We start from the raw sequence: 14,789 nt of genomic DNA, 5'->3' as shown, positions 1-14,789 counted from the left end.
TTGCTGAGATGAGCATCACAAGCGATCACGCAGGCGGGCTGCACCAGCTTCGTCGTCCGACGTTTACCGAGCTCTATCTGCCGAAGCTCGTCACCGTCTGGCGCGAGGGCTACGGCCTTGCCGATTTCCGCGCCGACGTCTTCGCGGGCCTCACCGTCGCGATCGTGGCGCTGCCGCTGTCGATGGCGATCGCGATCGCCTCGGGCGTGACGCCGGATCGCGGCCTCTATACCGCCGTCGTCGGCGGCTTCATCGTGTCGCTGCTCGGCGGCAGCCGGTTCCAGATCGGCGGGCCCGCCGGCGCGTTCATCGTATTGGTTGCGGTGACCGCCGAGCGTCACGGCGTCGACGGCGTGATCCTCGCGACCATGATGGCAGGCCTGTTTCTGGTCGCTGCCGGCCTCTTGCGCGTCGGCACCTACATCAAGTTCATTCCCTATCCCGTCACGGTCGGCTTTACCGCCGGGATCGCCGTCATCATCTTTGCGAGCCAGCTCCGCGATCTCGGCGGGATCACGCTTGCGGGGAAAGAGCCCAGCGAATTCGTTCCCAAGCTCGTCGCGCTCGCGGGCGGTCTCAACACCATCAATCCGTCCGCCGTCGCGGTCGCGGTGGTCAGCATCGGCATCATCGCTGCCCTGCGCCGCTGGCGTCCGTCCTGGCCCGGCATCCTGATCGCGGTCGTGTTTGCTGCGATCGCGAGTGCCATGCTGTCGCTGCCGGTCGAGACCATCGGCTCGCGCTTCGGCGGCATTCCGCGCGAGCTGCCGTCGCCGGCTTTGCCCGCGTTCTCGTTGGAGAAGGCGAAAGCGGTGCTGCCGGATGCCATCGCGTTCGCGCTGCTTGCCGCCATCGAATCGCTGCTGTCGGCGGTCGTGGCCGACGGCATGACCGGACGCCGTCACCGCTCCAACTGCGAGCTGGTGGCGCAAGGCGCCGCGAATATCGGCTCGGCGCTGTTCGGCGGCATCTGCGTCACCGGTCTGATCGCGCGCACCGCGACCAACATCCGCGCCGGCGCGCGCGGTCCGCTCGCGGGCATGCTGCACTCGGTCTTCCTGCTGCTGTTCATGCTGATCGCAGCCCCGCTGGCGAGCTACATCCCGCTGGCTGCGCTCGCCTCCGTGCTCGTCGTGGTCGCCTGGACCATGGCGGAGAAGCACGAATTCGCAACGCTGCTGCGCTCCTCCTGGGGCGATGCCGTCGTGCTGCTCGCAACCTTCCTGCTGACGATCTTCCGCGATCTGACCGAGGGCATCCTGGTCGGCTTCGCGCTCGGCGCCGTGCTGTTCATCCATCGCATGGCGGAGATGACCGGGATCGAGGAGCGCTCGCCGCTGGTAGCCGCCGATCGCCCCGACGACGGCAATGGCGAGCGCGTTCGCTACGATCCCGCGCTTGCGGTCGATCGCGACGTGCTGGTCTACCGCATCACCGGCGCGTTCTTCTTCGGCGCGGCGTCCGCGATCGGCAACGTGCTCGACGGCGTCGCCGACAGGCGCAAGGCCTTCGTGGTCGATTTCGCCGCGGTGCCGTTCCTGGACTCAACCGCAGCGAACGTGCTCGGGCGCGTCGCCGCCAAGGCCCACCGCCAGGGCATAAGGCTGTTCATCACGGGGGCCTCGCCCGCGGTGCGCCGCGCGCTGCTCACCCATGGCGTGACGCCGCCGCGGGCGCGCTATCGCCAGAGCCTCGAGCGCGCGATCGCCGACATCAAGGGCTCTGCGGCCGATGAGGCTGCCGCGGGCTGACGGCGCGCTCCGGCGGTCGTTGCCGCCGTGATGCGGCGCCCGCGCGCTTGACAGAGCCTGCGGGACGCGAAATGGATCGCCTTCCACGCCGCTTGAGGGAAGGATGATCGTGACCAGGGCTCCCGCAGCTTGTCTGATCGGATGGCCGGCAGCGCATTCGCGCTCGCCGCTGATTCATCATTACTGGCTGCGCACGCTCGGGATCGAGGGCGGCTATGTCATCGAGGCGGTCCCGCCCGATAACCTGCGCGACTTCGTGCTGCGACTGTCGCTGCGCGGCTTCGTCGGCGCCAACGTCACCATCCCGCACAAGGAGGGCGTGCTGGCGCTGTCGACGCCCGATGCCCGCGCAACGGCGGTCGGCGCGGCCAACACGCTGTGGTTCGAAGGCGGCGAGCTGCGCTCGACCAACACCGACGTCGAAGGCTTCATCGGCAATCTCGACGCCAGCGCCCCCGGCTGGGACGGCGCCTATGAGGCGCTGGTGCTGGGCGCCGGCGGCTCCTCGCGCGCTATCGTGTTCGGCCTGCGCGAACGCGGCATCAAGCGCATCCATCTCGCCAACCGTACCATCGCGCGGGCCGAGACACTCGCAAGACAGTTCGGGCCGAACGTGCATCCTGTTACGTGGGACGCGATCGGCGAGGTGCTGCCGCGAGCAAAACTTCTCGTGAACACCACCTCGCTCGGCATGCACGGCCAGCCTGCACTCGATGTTGACGTGGCCCGCCTGCCGCGGGCCGCCGTGGTCGCCGATCTCGTTTACGTGCCGCTGGTGACGCCGCTGCTTGCGGCCGCAAAAGCGCGCGGGCTGAGGACCGCCGACGGGCTCGGCATGCTCCTGCACCAGGCGGTGCGCGGCTTCGAGCTGTGGTTCGGCAAGCGGCCGGAAGTCACCGCCGAGCTGCGTGCGCTGGTCGAGGCCGATCTCACAAAGACTTGAGAGGATGAACGGCGAATAGCGCACCATCTCCGGAGTTCTAACCCCGTGGGACAATCCGGAGATCGTCATGTCTGTTCAACGTGCAACTTTCACACGTCCACTTCTCGCCGTCGCGATGGTGGCCCTCTCAACTTACGGCGCCTTCGCACAAAGGGCGCCGGTGCCGACGCGCGTGCGCGGCACGATCGAAAGCGTCAACGGCGACACCATGCAGGTCAAGTCGCGCAGCGGCGAAGACGTCAAGCTCCGCATCGCCCCCGACGTGAACGTCTCAGGCATCACCAAGACGTCACTCGCCGACATCAAGCCGGGTTCGTTCATCGGTGCGACCACCGTGCCGGGGCCGGACGGCGGCCAGAACGCCGTCGAGGTGCACGTATTTCCGGAGAGCATGCGCGGCACCGGCGAAGGCTCGCGGCCCTGGGACCTCAAGCCCAATTCCAGCATGACCAATGCGACGGTCGCCGAGAGCGTGGTCGGCAATGACGGCCACACGCTGCTGGTGAAGTACAAGGACGGCGAGAAGAAGGTCTTCGTCGCCGACAACACGCCGGTGGTGACCTTCGTGCCCGGCGACAAATCCGAGTTGAAGCCGGGCGCCAAGGTCATCGCTTTCATGAAGCAATTGCCGGACGGCTCGTTCGAGACCAACCGCATCAGCGTCGGCCGCGACGGCCTGACGCCGCCGATGTGAGACGGGGAGAGCAGCTCGCAACTCTCGCCACACATTCCGCTGTCGTCCCGGACAAGCGAAGCGCAGATCCGGGACCCATAGCCACAGGGAGAAGTTGTTGCGCGAAGCGGGTTACTCCGAGTCCCCGTAACCACGCCCGCTTGTGGTTATGGGTCCCGGATCGGCGCGCGCTTAGGGCGCGCTTGTCCGGGACGACGGCCGTGATTGAGGCAACGGTTCGTAAACGCCTCACACCGCAATCACGTGATCGTCGATCTCCTCGATCCTGTTGACGCCGCACAGGCCCATGGTGGTGAGCAGCTCCTTCTGGATGATGTCGATCGCCTTGGCGACGCCGGCCTGGCCGCCGGCACCCAGGCCATAGGCGTAGGCGCGGCCGATCATGCAGGATTTTGCGCCGAGCGCGAGCGCGCGCATCACGTCCTGGCCGGAGCGGATGCCGCCATCGAACATGATCTCCATCTTGTCGCCGACCGCGTCGGCGATCTCGGGCAGCACCTCGATCGAGGACGGCGCGCCGTCGAGCTGTCGGCCGCCATGATTGGAGACGACGAGGGCCTGCGCGCCGGTCTTGGCCGCTTCCTCGGCGTCCTCCACGTCGAGGATGCCCTTGATGATGAGCTTGCCCGGCCAGATGCTGCGGACCCACTCGACGTCCTTCCAGTTCAGCGAGGTGTCGAACTGCGACGCGGTCCATTCGGCGAGGCGGTTGAGATCCTCGGTGTTCTTCACGTGGCCGGCGATGTTGCCGAAGGTGCGGCGCTTGCCTTGCAGCACGCCGGCAACCCAGGCGGGCTTGCTGGCGAAATCCAGGAGCTTGGACAGCGACCATTCCGGCGGTACCGTCATGCCGTTCTTGATGTCGGCGTGGCGCTGGCCGATCACCTGGAGATCGACGGTCAGCACGAGCGCGCTGCACTTGGCCGCCATTGCGCGCTGGATCAATTCCTTGATGAAGCCGCGGTCCTTCATCACGTAGAGCTGGAACCAGAACGGCTTCTCGACATTGGCGGCGATGTCCTCGATCGAGCAGATCGACATCGTCGACTGCGTGAACGGGATACCGGCGGCCTGCGCGGCGCGGCAGGCGTAGATCTCGCCGTCGCCATGCTGCATGCCGAGCAGGCCGACCGGCGCGAGCATCAGCGGCATGGTCGAGGGCTCGCCGAGGATCGTGGTCGAGGTGTCGCGCTTGGAGACGTCGACCAGGATGCGTTGGCGGAACTTGATCGCCTGCATGTCCTCGCGGTTGGCGCGCAGCGTTTCCTCGGCATAGGAGCCGCGGTCGCAATAGTCGAAGAACGCCTTCGGCACACGGCGCTTATGCAGCGCGCGAAGATCGTCGATACAGGTGATGTGCTTCATGAACGTTTTCCCCGGCCCGTCTTGCATCGGTAGATCGAGGGGTCATCTAGCATGGTTGGATGCACAGCCAAATCGTTTGAGAGGAGGGCGCCATGACAAGGCCGCACGCCAGACCGACGCCGGAGGAGATCAAGGAGAAGAAGGATCTCGAGCAAGCGCTGGAGGAAGGCCTGGAGGAGACCTTTCCGGGCTCCGATCCCGTCAACGTCACCCAGCCGCCGCCGAGCCGGGGCGACGGCCATGTAAAGCGCTCCGATTAGAGCCGGGTTCCAGCCGGTTCCGCCGCCTCGGCGGGAAAAATAAGGTTAACCAAGGCAGAATAGGGCCCGCGCCACGCCCGGTTCCGTAACGATTTATCACATTTTTTGAAGCCAATCTGGCCGCGTTGGCTTTATATAGACCCCAGCACATCAGGGATGCGGGGCCCATTCGGGCAGCCCGTGATTGTAGAGGGGATCCCTGGTTGTTGCCTGGGGAACCATATGAGTCGCAAATATTTCGGGACTGACGGGATTCGGGGCCGCGCTAACGGACTGATCACGCCGGAGCTCGCGCTCAAGGTCGGCCAGGCCGCCGGCCTCGCGTTTCAGCGCGGTGACCACCGTCATAGGGTCGTGATCGGCAAGGACACTCGCCTGTCCGGCTACATGATCGAATATGCAATGGTCGCGGGCTTCACCTCGGTCGGCATGGACGTGCTGCTGGTCGGCCCGATGCCGACGCCTGCGGTCGCGATGCTGACCAAATCGATGCGTGCCGATCTCGGCGTGATGATCTCGGCCTCGCACAACCTGTTCGAGGACAACGGCATCAAGCTGTTCGGACCGCAGGGCTTCAAGCTCTCCGACGACGTCGAGAAGCAGATCGAGCAGCTGCTCGACGAATCCCTCGACAAGCGGCTGGCGCAGAGCGCGAGCCTCGGCCGCGCCCGCCGTATCGACGGCGTGCATGACCGCTACATCGAATTCGCCAAGCGCACGCTGCCGCGCGACCTGTCGCTCGACGGCCTGCGCGTCGTGATCGATTGCGCCAACGGCGCCGCCTACAAGGTGGTGCCGGAGGCGCTGTGGGAGCTGGGCGCCGACGTGGTGTCGATCGGCGTCGAGCCCGACGGCTTCAACATCAACAAGGAATGCGGCTCGACCTCGCCGGAAGCGCTGTCGAAGAAGGTGCGCGAGATGCGCGCCGACATCGGCATTGCGCTCGACGGCGATGCCGATCGCGTCATCCTGGTCGACGAGCGCGGCCATCTCGTCGATGGCGACCAATTGCTCGCGGTGATCGCGCAGAGCTGGAAGGAAGACGGCCGGCTGTCGCGGCCGGGCATCGTCGCCACCGTGATGTCCAATCTCGGGCTCGAGCGCTTCCTGAAAGGGCACGGGCTCGACCTCGTGCGCACGCCGGTCGGAGACCGCTATGTGCTCGAGCAGATGCTGAGCGGCGGCTACAATCTCGGCGGCGAGCAGTCCGGTCACATCATCCTGTCCGACTACGCCACCACCGGCGACGGCTTCGTTGCCGCCTTGCAGGTGCTGGCCGTGGTGCAGAAGCTGCGCCGGCCGGTGTCGGAGGTCTGCCACCGCTTCGATCCGCTGCCGCAGATCCTGAAGAACGTCCGCTACAAGAGCGGCAAGCCGCTCGATGATTCCGACGTCAAGTCGGCGATCTCCGACGGCGAGAAGCGGCTCAACGGCCATGGCCGCCTCCTGATCCGCTCCTCCGGCACCGAGCCGGTGATCCGCGTCATGGGCGAGGGCGAAGACCGCATCCTGGTCGAGGACGTCGTCGACACCATCGTCTCCGCACTCGGACAGGCGGCGGCTTAAGGCGCATAGCTGCGCGAAGCACGATCGTAGCCCGGATGAAGCGCAGCGAAATCCAGGACTGCGCCACTGGGCTCCCGGATTGCGCTTCGCTTCATCCGGGCTACGAGCGGTATCCCGGCGACATCTCAGACCCTCATGGTGAGGAGCCCGCTTTGAGCGGGCGTCTCGAACCATGCAGGCCGCGCCGGTTCACACGGCGGCCCCGGAGCGCGGCGCCTGCCCAAGCTGCCGCGGTACACGCGTTAACGCATCCTTTTTCGCTGCAACGCAGCTTTACGCATCGTTAGGAAATGCGGCGAACGCGGCGCATTTGGCGCCGCATTTTCGCAACGCTCGCGCGGCGCGCGCGTGTGCAGTGAGAAAAAATCAACCTTAAAAATTAGGGTTAAGTGGCGCTTAAGCATTTGCTGCCATCGTCGTCCCGTGAGTTTCCAGAACGTGGGGCGTCTGCATTTTGCCTCACCGGCCATAAGGACGAAGCCAAATGCGTAGCGTTAAGTCTCTCCTTGCCGCGGGTGCGGCCTCCCTGATCTCGTCGATGGCGTTCGCCGCCGATATGCCGATCGCGGCTCCGCCTCCCATGTACGCGCCGCCGGCTCCGCCCGCCGATTTCGGCGGCTGGTATCTGCGCGGCGATGTCGGCATGACCAACCAGCGCGCCAAGAGCATCGAGGGCACGGTCGCGCCTGGGTTTACGAAGACGACGGAGGGGCTCGGCTTCGACTCCTCGCCGCTGTTCGACCTCGGCGTCGGCTATCGCTTCAACAACTGGTTCCGCGCCGACGTGATCGGCCAGTATCGCGGCAAGGCCAACCTGCACGGCAGCGACAACGTCATCGGGCCTGGCTTCGTCGGCGCCAACAACTACACCGGCAGCAAGTCCGAGTGGGTCGTCATGGCCAACGCCTATGTCGATCTCGGCACCTGGTGGTGCGTCACCCCGTTCATCGGCGCCGGTGTCGGCGGCTCCTACAACAAGCTCAGCGGCTTCCGCGACGACGGCGTGTCATTCAGCGGCGGCACGCTGTCCAACAGCGTCGCCTACTTCGCCGACAGCGGAAAGTGGAACTTCGCCTGGGCCGCCCATGCCGGTCTCGCCTACAAGGTCAATCCCGGGTTCACCGTCGAACTGGCCTACAGCTACATGAACCTCGGCGACGCGGCGCCCGGCAACTACCGCCTGTTCGACAACAGCGCCTCCGGCCCGAGCTCGATCAAGATCAAGGAGCTCACCTCGCATGACCTGAAGCTCGGCGTGCGCTGGGATCTCAACAGCCCGCCGGTCTACGCGCCGCCGCCGCTCGTCACCAAGGGCTGATCGTCGGCCTCATCGCTTAACGTCTCTTAACGGCGCGGGATCATCCCGCGCCGTTTTGCTTTGCGTATTTTTCATTGCTCGCGGCGGCGAGGGTGCCTGACGCAACCATTGGTTAAGGTTAACAGGCGATGATCATCGCAACAGTTCGAGTCCGATGGAGCGTTGCGATGCGTAGGCTGATGTTGGCGGCAGCGATGTTGGGGACGGTGTCTGCCGCGCACGCGGCCGACATGCCGGATCTGCCAATCCTGCGCGGCAGCTTCACCGACGGTCTGACCAGATCCAACGTCAACTGGCAGGGCTTCTACGTCGGAGGCCAGGGCGGCTATGGCTCCTCGGATGAGAATTTCAGGGGATCGACCAGCAACATGATGGCCGCGCTGCTCGCGGACACCATGATCGAGCAGGAGATGCAGGTCTCGCAATGGAATCTCGGTCTGGGAAAGGCCTCACAGCGCAGCAGTGGATGGGGTGCGTTCGCGGGTTACAATGCCCAGTGGGACGATGTCGTGATCGGCCTGGAGGTCAGTTACCTGCACGGCAACTTCGGCGGATCGACCACGGCCAGCGAAGCACGCAGCAACACGCTGTCCGATGGTAACGTGCATTCCGTGACAGCGACCTCGACGTCATCGATCGCGATCAAGGACATGGCGACGTTTCGCGGCCGGGCCGGTTATGCGTGGGGATGCTTCCTGCCCTACGCGTTCGGAGGACTCGCGCTCGGCAATGCCGATATCGTTCGCACGGTGAGTGCTCAGGATTACATCACGCCTGCCGGCGTTCTGCAGGGGCCGGTCTCCGCGAGCGAGGCGCAGCACAATCATCTGATCTACGGCTACACCGGCGGTCTCGGCGTGGACGTCAACCTCGTCGGCGGTCTCTTCATGCGCGCCGAGTGGGAATACATTCGCTTCACTTCCCAGGTCGACACCAGCATCAACACCGTCCGCGCCGGCCTCGGCTACAAGTTCTGACGCGGCCGCGCACGCCGCGGTTGACAGCCTCCCGCCGTCCTGATGCTCTATCGTCGGACGCGGGGTGCGGCAGCGATGAAGATCTACGGCGACAGCAATTCCGGCAACTGCCTGAAGGTGAAGTGGGTCTGCGACAAGCTCGCACTGCCCTATCAGTGGATCGAAATCGACACAAGCAAGGGCGAGACGCGCACGCCGCAATTCCTCAGGATGAACGGCGCCGGCCAGGTGCCGACCGTCGCCTTCGACGATGGCCGCACGCTGGCGCAGTCCAATGCCATCATCCGCTATCTCGCCCGCGACAGCGCGCTCATCCCACGCGACGCCTTTGCTGCGGCCAAGATGGATGAATGGTTGTTCTGGGAGCAGTACAGCCACGAGCCCTATATCGCGGTGTGCCGCTTCCTCCTCGTCTATCTCGGCAAGGATGCATCCGAGCTCGACCCCGAGAAGGTCAAGCGCGGCTATGCGGCACTCGACCGCATGGAGCAGCACCTTTCCGCCAGCCGTTTCTTCGTCGGTGACGCAGTTTCGCTCGCTGACGTCTCGCTGCTCGCCTACACGCGTCTCGCGCATCAGGGCGGCTTCGATCTCGGCCGCTTTGCCGCCGTCCGTCGCTGGATCGGCGAGGCCGAGGCTGATCTCGGCCTGCCGCCGGCGCGCTGAGTCCTGGAGCCGTCCGCATGAACGATAAGTCCGTCTCCATCCGTCGCGCGCGCCGCGACGACGTTGCCGCGATCGTCGCGATGCTCGCGGACGATCATCTCGGGCGCGCGCGCGAGCGCTTGGAGGATCCACTGCCCGCCTTCTATCACGAGGCGTTCGAGCGGATCGAACGTGATGCAAATCTCCAGCTCGTCGTCGCCGAGAGCGAGGGCAGGGTGGTCGGCTGCCTGCAGCTGGCGATCCTGCCGGGCCTCAGCTCGCAAGGCGGCTCGCGCGGTCTGCTCGAAGACGTGCGCGTCGCTTCAGATTGCCGCAGCCGCGGCATCGGCGAGCAATTGGTGCAATGGGCGGTCGCAGAAGCGAAAGCGCGCGGCTGCAATTTGGTCGAATTGCTGACGCATGCGAGCCGCGTCGATGCGCAGCGCTTTTACAAGCGGCTCGGGTTCGCTGCGAGTCATGTGGGCATGACTGTGCGCTTTTGAGGCAGGTCGCCGCAGCCTCTGCATTGTCTGCGAAATCGGATCGCGCATTCATTCGCATTAAGGGCTGATAAACTACCCAGCCGTCGTTCACGTGGACCTAGGAACGAACGGTGCTACGGCAGCGTCAGACACCGGGCTCGGTCGGTTCGGGGATTTCGATGACAAGCTATTCGATGATCAAGGTCGGCAACGATTACGTTGTGCAGGCCAATGATAAATGCATTTTGAAGGTCGGCAGCCGCCGCAGAGCCGCGCAATTGATCAGCGAGGCCACGGACTTGCTGAACGCGCTCGCGGCCGTCGAGTCCCCGAAACTCGCGCCGGAGGCGCCTTCACTCCCCCGTGAGACGCCGGAACTTCCTTGACTGGTCTGCCCGATTCCCGTATCAGCCGCGGCGGGACACCTCCCCCCAACGGGAGGCTTACTATCTGGAAGGGTAGATCATGACTGTAGCGAAGCCCGCTTCGCGGCCGAACGTGCCGCATTTTTCTTCCGGCCCCTGCGCCAAGCGCCCCGGCTGGAACGCCCAAAATCTCAAGGACGCAGCCCTCGGCCGCTCGCATCGCGCGAAGGTCGGCAAGACCAAGCTCAAGCTCGCGATCGATCTGACGCGCGAAGTGCTCGAGGTCCCCGCCGATTACCGCATCGGCATCGTGCCGGCCTCCGATACCGGCGCGGTCGAGATGGCGCTATGGTCGCTGCTCGGTGCACGGCCCGTCACCACGCTCGCCTGGGAATCCTTCGGCGAGGGTTGGGTCAGCGACATCGTCAAGGAACTGAAGCTCAAGGACGTCACCAAGCTCAACGCAGCCTATGGTGAGATCCCCGACCTCTCCAAGGTCGATCCCGCAAGCGACGTCGTGTTCACCTGGAACGGCACCACCTCCGGCGTGCGCGTGCCGAACGCCGACTGGATCAAGGCGGATCGCGCCGGCCTGACGATCTGCGACGCGACGTCGGCCGCATTCGCGCAGCCGCTCGACTTTGCAAAGCTCGACGTCGTCACCTTCTCCTGGCAGAAGGCGCTCGGCGGCGAGGCCGCGCACGGCATGCTGATCCTGTCGCCCCGCGCGGTGGAGCGGCTCGAGACCTACAAGCCGGCCTGGCCGCTGCCGAAGATCTTCCGCATGACCAAGGGCGGCAAGCTCAACGAAGGCATCTTCGTCGGCGAGACCATCAACACGCCGTCGATGCTCTGCGTCGAGGACTATCTCGACGCGCTGAACTGGGCCAAGTCGATCGGCGGCCTCAAGGCGCTGATCGCGCGTGCCGATGCCAACACCAAGGTGCTCGCCGACTGGAAGTCGAAGACGCCGTGGATCGACTTCCTGGCCAAGGACCCTGCGATCCGCTCCAACACCTCGGTGTGCCTGAAGTTCACCGACCCCGCGATCACCTCGCTCTCCGAGGACGCACAGGCCGAGTTCTCCAAGAAGCTGGTCGCGCTGGTCGAGAAGGAAGGCGCCGGCTACGACTTCGCCTATTACCGCGATGCGCCGGCCGGCCTGCGCATCTGGTGCGGCGCCACCGTCGAGGCTGGGGACGTCGAGCTGCTGACGCAGTGGATCGACTGGGCCTTCGCCGAGACCAAGGCGCAGCTCGCCACGGCGGCGTAAGTTCGTTCCAGCTCCATCTCGTCATGGCCGGGCTTGACCCGGCCATCCATCGATCAAGAGAGATGGATCCGCGGGTCAAGCCCGCGGATGACGTTCCGTAAATGCACCTCGCACCACGGATCATCCCCATGACCAAGCCCAAAGTTCTCATTTCCGACGCGCTCTCGCCCGCTGCCGTGCAGATCTTTAGGGATCGCGGCGTCGAGGTCGACTTCCAGCCCAATCTCGGCAAGGACAAGGACAAGCTCGCCGAGATCATCGGCAATTACGACGGCCTCGCGATCCGCTCCGCGACCAAGGCGACGGCCAAGATCCTCGACAAGGCGACTAACCTGAAGGTGATCGGCCGCGCCGGCATCGGCGTCGACAATGTCGAGATCCCCGCCGCCACGGCCAAGGGCATCATCGTGATGAACACGCCGTTCGGCAATTCGATCACGACCGCCGAGCACGCCATCACCCTGATGCTGGCTTTGGCCCGCGAGATCCCGCAGGCCGATGCCTCGACCCAGGCCGGCAAGTGGGAGAAGAACCGCTTCATGGGCGTCGAGATCACCGGCAAGGTGCTCGGCGTCGTCGGCTGCGGCAATATCGGCTCGATCGTCGCCGACCGCGCGCTCGGCCTGCGCATGAAGGTGGTCGCGTTCGATCCGTTCCTGTCGCCGGAGCGCGCCAAGGACATCGGCGTCGAGAAGGTCGATCTCGACGATCTCCTCAAGCGCGCCGACTTCATCACCCTGCACACGCCGCTGACCGAGAAGACCAGGAACATCATCGATGCGGCCGCGATCGCCAAGATGAAGAAGGGCGTGCGCCTGATCAACTGCGCCCGCGGCGGTCTCGTCGACGAGCAGGCGGTGGTCGATGCGCTCAATTCCAAGCACATCGCAGGCGCCGCCTTCGACGTCTTCGTCGAGGAGCCCGCCACCGCCAACGTGCTGTTCGGCCACCCCAACGTGATCTGCACGCCGCATCTCGGCGCCTCCACCACGGAAGCGCAGGAGAACGTCGCGCTCCAGGTCGCCGAGCAGATGTCGGATTATCTGCTCACCGGCGCGATCTCGAATGCGGTCAACTTCCCCTCGATCACCGCGGAAGAAGCGCCGAAGCTGAAGCCGTTCATCGCGCTCGCCGAGAAGCTCGGCTCGTTCGCCGGCCAGCTCACCGAAAGCGGCATCCTCAAGGTCCAGATCACCTATGAGGGCCACGTCGCCGAGATGAAGATCAAGGCGATCACCTCCGCCGTGCTGTCGGGCCTGCTGCGGCCGATGCTGGGCGAGGTCAACGTGGTGTCCGCGCCCGTCGTCGCCAAGGAGCGCGGCATGGTGGTGGACGAGATCGTGCGCGCCGCGCAGAGCGACTATGAGAGCCTGATCACCGTCACGGTGGCGACGGAGCGCCAGGAGCGCTCGGTCTCCGGCACCGTGTACCATGACGGCAAGCCGCGTCTGGTCGACGTCAAGGGCATCCGCATCGACGCCGAGTTCGGCAAGTCGATGATCTACATCACCAACGAGGACAAGCCGGGCTTCATCGGCAGGTTCGCAAGCCTGCTCGGCGACGCCAAGATCAACATCGCCACCTTCCATCTCGGCCGCGTCGCGCCGGGCAGCGATGCCATTGCGCTGGTCGAGGTCGACGGCGCGGTGCCGCCGGAACTGCTCGCCAAGGTGCAGGCCCTGCCGCAGGTCAAGCAGGCCAAGGCGCTGACGTTCTGATCCACACCGTCATTCCGGGGCTCGCGAAGCGAGAACCCGGAATCTCGAGATTCCGGGTTCGATGCTGCGCATCGCCCCGGAATGACGGTGATCATGTTATATATTCCGACCCGCGGAACAACGCCGCCTCCGTCACCGGAGGCGGCGTTTTTATTTCCCGCGACCTTCCAACTTTGTGTACCAATGGCGAAAGGACGCTCCGTTCAAAGTCGTTCGAAAAGGGAGAAACACATGCGTGAAGCCGTCATCGTTTCCTATGCGCGCACGGGGCTCGCAAAATCCGGCCGCGGCGGGTTCAACATCACGCCGCCGATGTCGCTCGCGGCGCACGCCATCCAGCACGCGGTGAGCCGCGCCGGCGTCGACAAGGACTATGTCGAGGATTGTTATCTCGGCAATTGCGCCCATGGCGCGCCGAACATCGGCCGTCAGGCCGCGCTGCTCGCCGGCCTGCCGAAGACCACCGCCGGCGTCTCGGTGAACCGCTTCTGCTCCTCTGGACTCCAGACCATTGCGATGGCTGCCAACTCGATCCGCTCCGACGGCGCCGACTGCATCGTCGCCGGCGGCGTCGAGAGCATCTCGATTCCCGGCGGCGGCTCGCCGAAGGAATCGATCGATCCGGAACTGCTCAAGGTGGCCCCCGACATCTTCATGGCGATGATCGACACCGCCGACATCGTCGCCGAGCGCTACAAGCTCAGCCGCGAATACCAGGACGAGTTCTCGCTGGAATCGCAGCGCCGCATGGCCGCGGCCCAGCAGGCGAACAAGTTCAAGGACGAGATCGTCCCGATGAAGACCAAGATGAAGGTCGTCGACAAGCAGACCAAGGCCGAGAGCATCGTCGACTACGTCGTCGATCGTGACGAATGCAACCGGCCGGAGACCACGATGGAGGGCCTTGCCAAGCTCGAGCCGGTGAAGGGGCCCGGCAAGTTCGTCACCGCCGGCAATGCCAGCCAGCTCTCGGACGGCGCCGCCGCCGTGGTGCTGATGGAAGCCAAGGACGCCGAGAAGCGCGGCCTCAAGCCGCTCGGCCGCTTCGTCGCCTGGGCCACCGCCGGCTGCGAGCCCGACGAGATGGGGATCGGCCCGGTGTTCGCGATCCCGAAGCTGCTCAAGCGCACCGGCCTCAAGATCGACGACATCGATCTCTGGGAGCTCAACGAAGCCTTCGCCAGCCAGTGCCTGTATTGCCGCGATCAGCTCGGCATCGATCCCGCCAAGTACAACGTCAATGGCGGCTCGATCGCGATCGGCCATCCCTTCGGCATGACCGGTGCGCGTCTCACCGGCCATCTGCTCCAGGAAGGTGCGCGCCGCAAGGCCAAGTGGGGCGTGGTGACCATGTGCATCGGCGGCGGCCAGGGCGGCGCCGGCCTGTTCGAGATCTACAGCTGAGACCAGTCGCAGGAATGCGGAGAGGGCA

14 protein-coding genes are annotated in these 14,789 nt (G+C 65.2%); 13 read left to right on the top strand and 1 reads right to left on the bottom strand.

Features of this window, described 5'->3' with window-relative positions:
• Window positions 1-8 precede the first annotated feature (8 nt).
• From GPL20_RS05185 to GPL20_RS05175, 3 genes are all read left to right on the top strand, one after another.
• Window positions 9-1,751, top strand: coding sequence for a SulP family inorganic anion transporter (locus tag GPL20_RS05185; protein WP_157328364.1), 1,743 nt, complete (start codon window positions 9-11; stop codon window positions 1,749-1,751).
• 103 nt (window positions 1,752-1,854) lie between these two features.
• Window positions 1,855-2,694 carry a shikimate dehydrogenase gene (locus tag GPL20_RS05180; RefSeq protein ID WP_157328362.1) on the top strand — a complete coding sequence of 280 codons (840 nt, stop codon included), beginning with the start codon at window positions 1,855-1,857 and terminating at the stop codon, window positions 2,692-2,694.
• 67 nt (window positions 2,695-2,761) lie between these two features.
• Window positions 2,762-3,388, top strand: coding sequence for a hypothetical protein (locus GPL20_RS05175; RefSeq protein WP_157328361.1), 627 nt, complete (start codon window positions 2,762-2,764; stop codon window positions 3,386-3,388).
• A gap of 228 nt (window positions 3,389-3,616) precedes the next feature.
• Here the strand turns inward: GPL20_RS05175 and GPL20_RS05165 are convergent, their stop codons facing one another.
• A complete protein-coding gene (locus GPL20_RS05165) occupies window positions 3,617-4,753 on the bottom strand; it encodes an alpha-hydroxy acid oxidase (RefSeq protein ID WP_157328359.1) in 1,137 nt (378 codons plus the stop codon).
• A 92-nt stretch (window positions 4,754-4,845) separates the two neighbouring features.
• Here GPL20_RS05165 and GPL20_RS38700 point away from each other — a divergent pair, with 92 nt between their 5' ends.
• From GPL20_RS38700 to GPL20_RS05120, 10 genes are all read left to right on the top strand, one after another.
• On the top strand, window positions 4,846-5,013 hold the full coding sequence (locus GPL20_RS38700) for a hypothetical protein (RefSeq protein WP_167532900.1): 168 nt from the start codon (window positions 4,846-4,848) through the stop codon (window positions 5,011-5,013).
• A gap of 222 nt (window positions 5,014-5,235) precedes the next feature.
• Window positions 5,236-6,579 (top strand): phosphoglucosamine mutase, encoded by a 1,344-nt coding sequence (glmM, locus tag GPL20_RS05160; RefSeq protein WP_157328357.1) that lies wholly within the window; start codon window positions 5,236-5,238, stop codon window positions 6,577-6,579.
• A gap of 484 nt (window positions 6,580-7,063) precedes the next feature.
• Window positions 7,064-7,897: an outer membrane protein gene (locus tag GPL20_RS05155; RefSeq protein WP_157328355.1), complete on the top strand. Its 834-nt coding sequence runs from the start codon at window positions 7,064-7,066 to the stop codon at window positions 7,895-7,897.
• 167 nt (window positions 7,898-8,064) lie between these two features.
• Window positions 8,065-8,874 (top strand): outer membrane protein, encoded by an 810-nt coding sequence (locus GPL20_RS05150; RefSeq protein ID WP_205751138.1) that lies wholly within the window; start codon window positions 8,065-8,067, stop codon window positions 8,872-8,874.
• A 75-nt stretch (window positions 8,875-8,949) separates the two neighbouring features.
• Window positions 8,950-9,540 (top strand): glutathione S-transferase family protein, encoded by a 591-nt coding sequence (locus GPL20_RS05145; protein WP_157328353.1) that lies wholly within the window; start codon window positions 8,950-8,952, stop codon window positions 9,538-9,540.
• A gap of 17 nt (window positions 9,541-9,557) precedes the next feature.
• Window positions 9,558-10,022: a GNAT family N-acetyltransferase gene (locus GPL20_RS05140; RefSeq protein ID WP_157328351.1), complete on the top strand. Its 465-nt coding sequence runs from the start codon at window positions 9,558-9,560 to the stop codon at window positions 10,020-10,022.
• A 158-nt stretch (window positions 10,023-10,180) separates the two neighbouring features.
• Entirely contained in the window at window positions 10,181-10,387 is a 207-nt protein-coding gene (locus GPL20_RS05135) for a hypothetical protein (RefSeq protein WP_157328349.1), read from the top strand.
• A gap of 79 nt (window positions 10,388-10,466) precedes the next feature.
• Entirely contained in the window at window positions 10,467-11,639 is a 1,173-nt protein-coding gene (locus GPL20_RS05130) for a phosphoserine transaminase (RefSeq protein ID WP_157328347.1), read from the top strand.
• Between the two features lie 128 nt (window positions 11,640-11,767).
• Window positions 11,768-13,357 (top strand): phosphoglycerate dehydrogenase, encoded by a 1,590-nt coding sequence (gene serA / locus GPL20_RS05125; protein ID WP_157328345.1) that lies wholly within the window; start codon window positions 11,768-11,770, stop codon window positions 13,355-13,357.
• Window positions 13,358-13,588: 231 nt separating this feature from the next.
• A complete protein-coding gene (locus GPL20_RS05120) occupies window positions 13,589-14,761 on the top strand; it encodes a thiolase family protein (protein WP_157328343.1) in 1,173 nt (390 codons plus the stop codon).
• The last annotated feature ends 28 nt before the right edge of the window (window positions 14,762-14,789 follow it).

This window comes from Bradyrhizobium cajani, from assembly GCF_009759665.1.
GTDB classification, from domain to species: domain Bacteria; phylum Pseudomonadota; class Alphaproteobacteria; order Rhizobiales; family Xanthobacteraceae; genus Bradyrhizobium; species Bradyrhizobium cajani.
Note: the sequence above shows the minus strand (reverse complement) of the source record. Positions and strands in the feature narration are given on the sequence as shown.

Coding starts and splice junctions, on each gene's coding strand:
- serA (WP_157328345.1), top strand. CDS start 11,768: ATGACCAAGCCCAAAGTTCTCATTTCCGACGCGCTCTCGCCCGCTGCC.
- GPL20_RS05140 (WP_157328351.1), top strand. CDS start 9,558: ATGAACGATAAGTCCGTCTCCATCCGTCGCGCGCGCCGCGACGACGTT.
- GPL20_RS38700 (WP_167532900.1), top strand. CDS start 4,846: ATGACAAGGCCGCACGCCAGACCGACGCCGGAGGAGATCAAGGAGAAG.
- GPL20_RS05135 (WP_157328349.1), top strand. CDS start 10,181: ATGACAAGCTATTCGATGATCAAGGTCGGCAACGATTACGTTGTGCAG.
- GPL20_RS05165 (WP_157328359.1), bottom strand. CDS start 4,753: ATGAAGCACATCACCTGTATCGACGATCTTCGCGCGCTGCATAAGCGC.
- GPL20_RS05155 (WP_157328355.1), top strand. CDS start 7,064: ATGCGTAGCGTTAAGTCTCTCCTTGCCGCGGGTGCGGCCTCCCTGATC.
- GPL20_RS05175 (WP_157328361.1), top strand. CDS start 2,762: ATGTCTGTTCAACGTGCAACTTTCACACGTCCACTTCTCGCCGTCGCG.
- GPL20_RS05180 (WP_157328362.1), top strand. CDS start 1,855: ATGATCGTGACCAGGGCTCCCGCAGCTTGTCTGATCGGATGGCCGGCA.
- GPL20_RS05130 (WP_157328347.1), top strand. CDS start 10,467: ATGACTGTAGCGAAGCCCGCTTCGCGGCCGAACGTGCCGCATTTTTCT.
- GPL20_RS05185 (WP_157328364.1), top strand. CDS start 9: ATGAGCATCACAAGCGATCACGCAGGCGGGCTGCACCAGCTTCGTCGT.
- glmM (WP_157328357.1), top strand. CDS start 5,236: ATGAGTCGCAAATATTTCGGGACTGACGGGATTCGGGGCCGCGCTAAC.
- GPL20_RS05145 (WP_157328353.1), top strand. CDS start 8,950: ATGAAGATCTACGGCGACAGCAATTCCGGCAACTGCCTGAAGGTGAAG.
- GPL20_RS05120 (WP_157328343.1), top strand. CDS start 13,589: ATGCGTGAAGCCGTCATCGTTTCCTATGCGCGCACGGGGCTCGCAAAA.
- GPL20_RS05150 (WP_205751138.1), top strand. CDS start 8,065: ATGCGTAGGCTGATGTTGGCGGCAGCGATGTTGGGGACGGTGTCTGCC.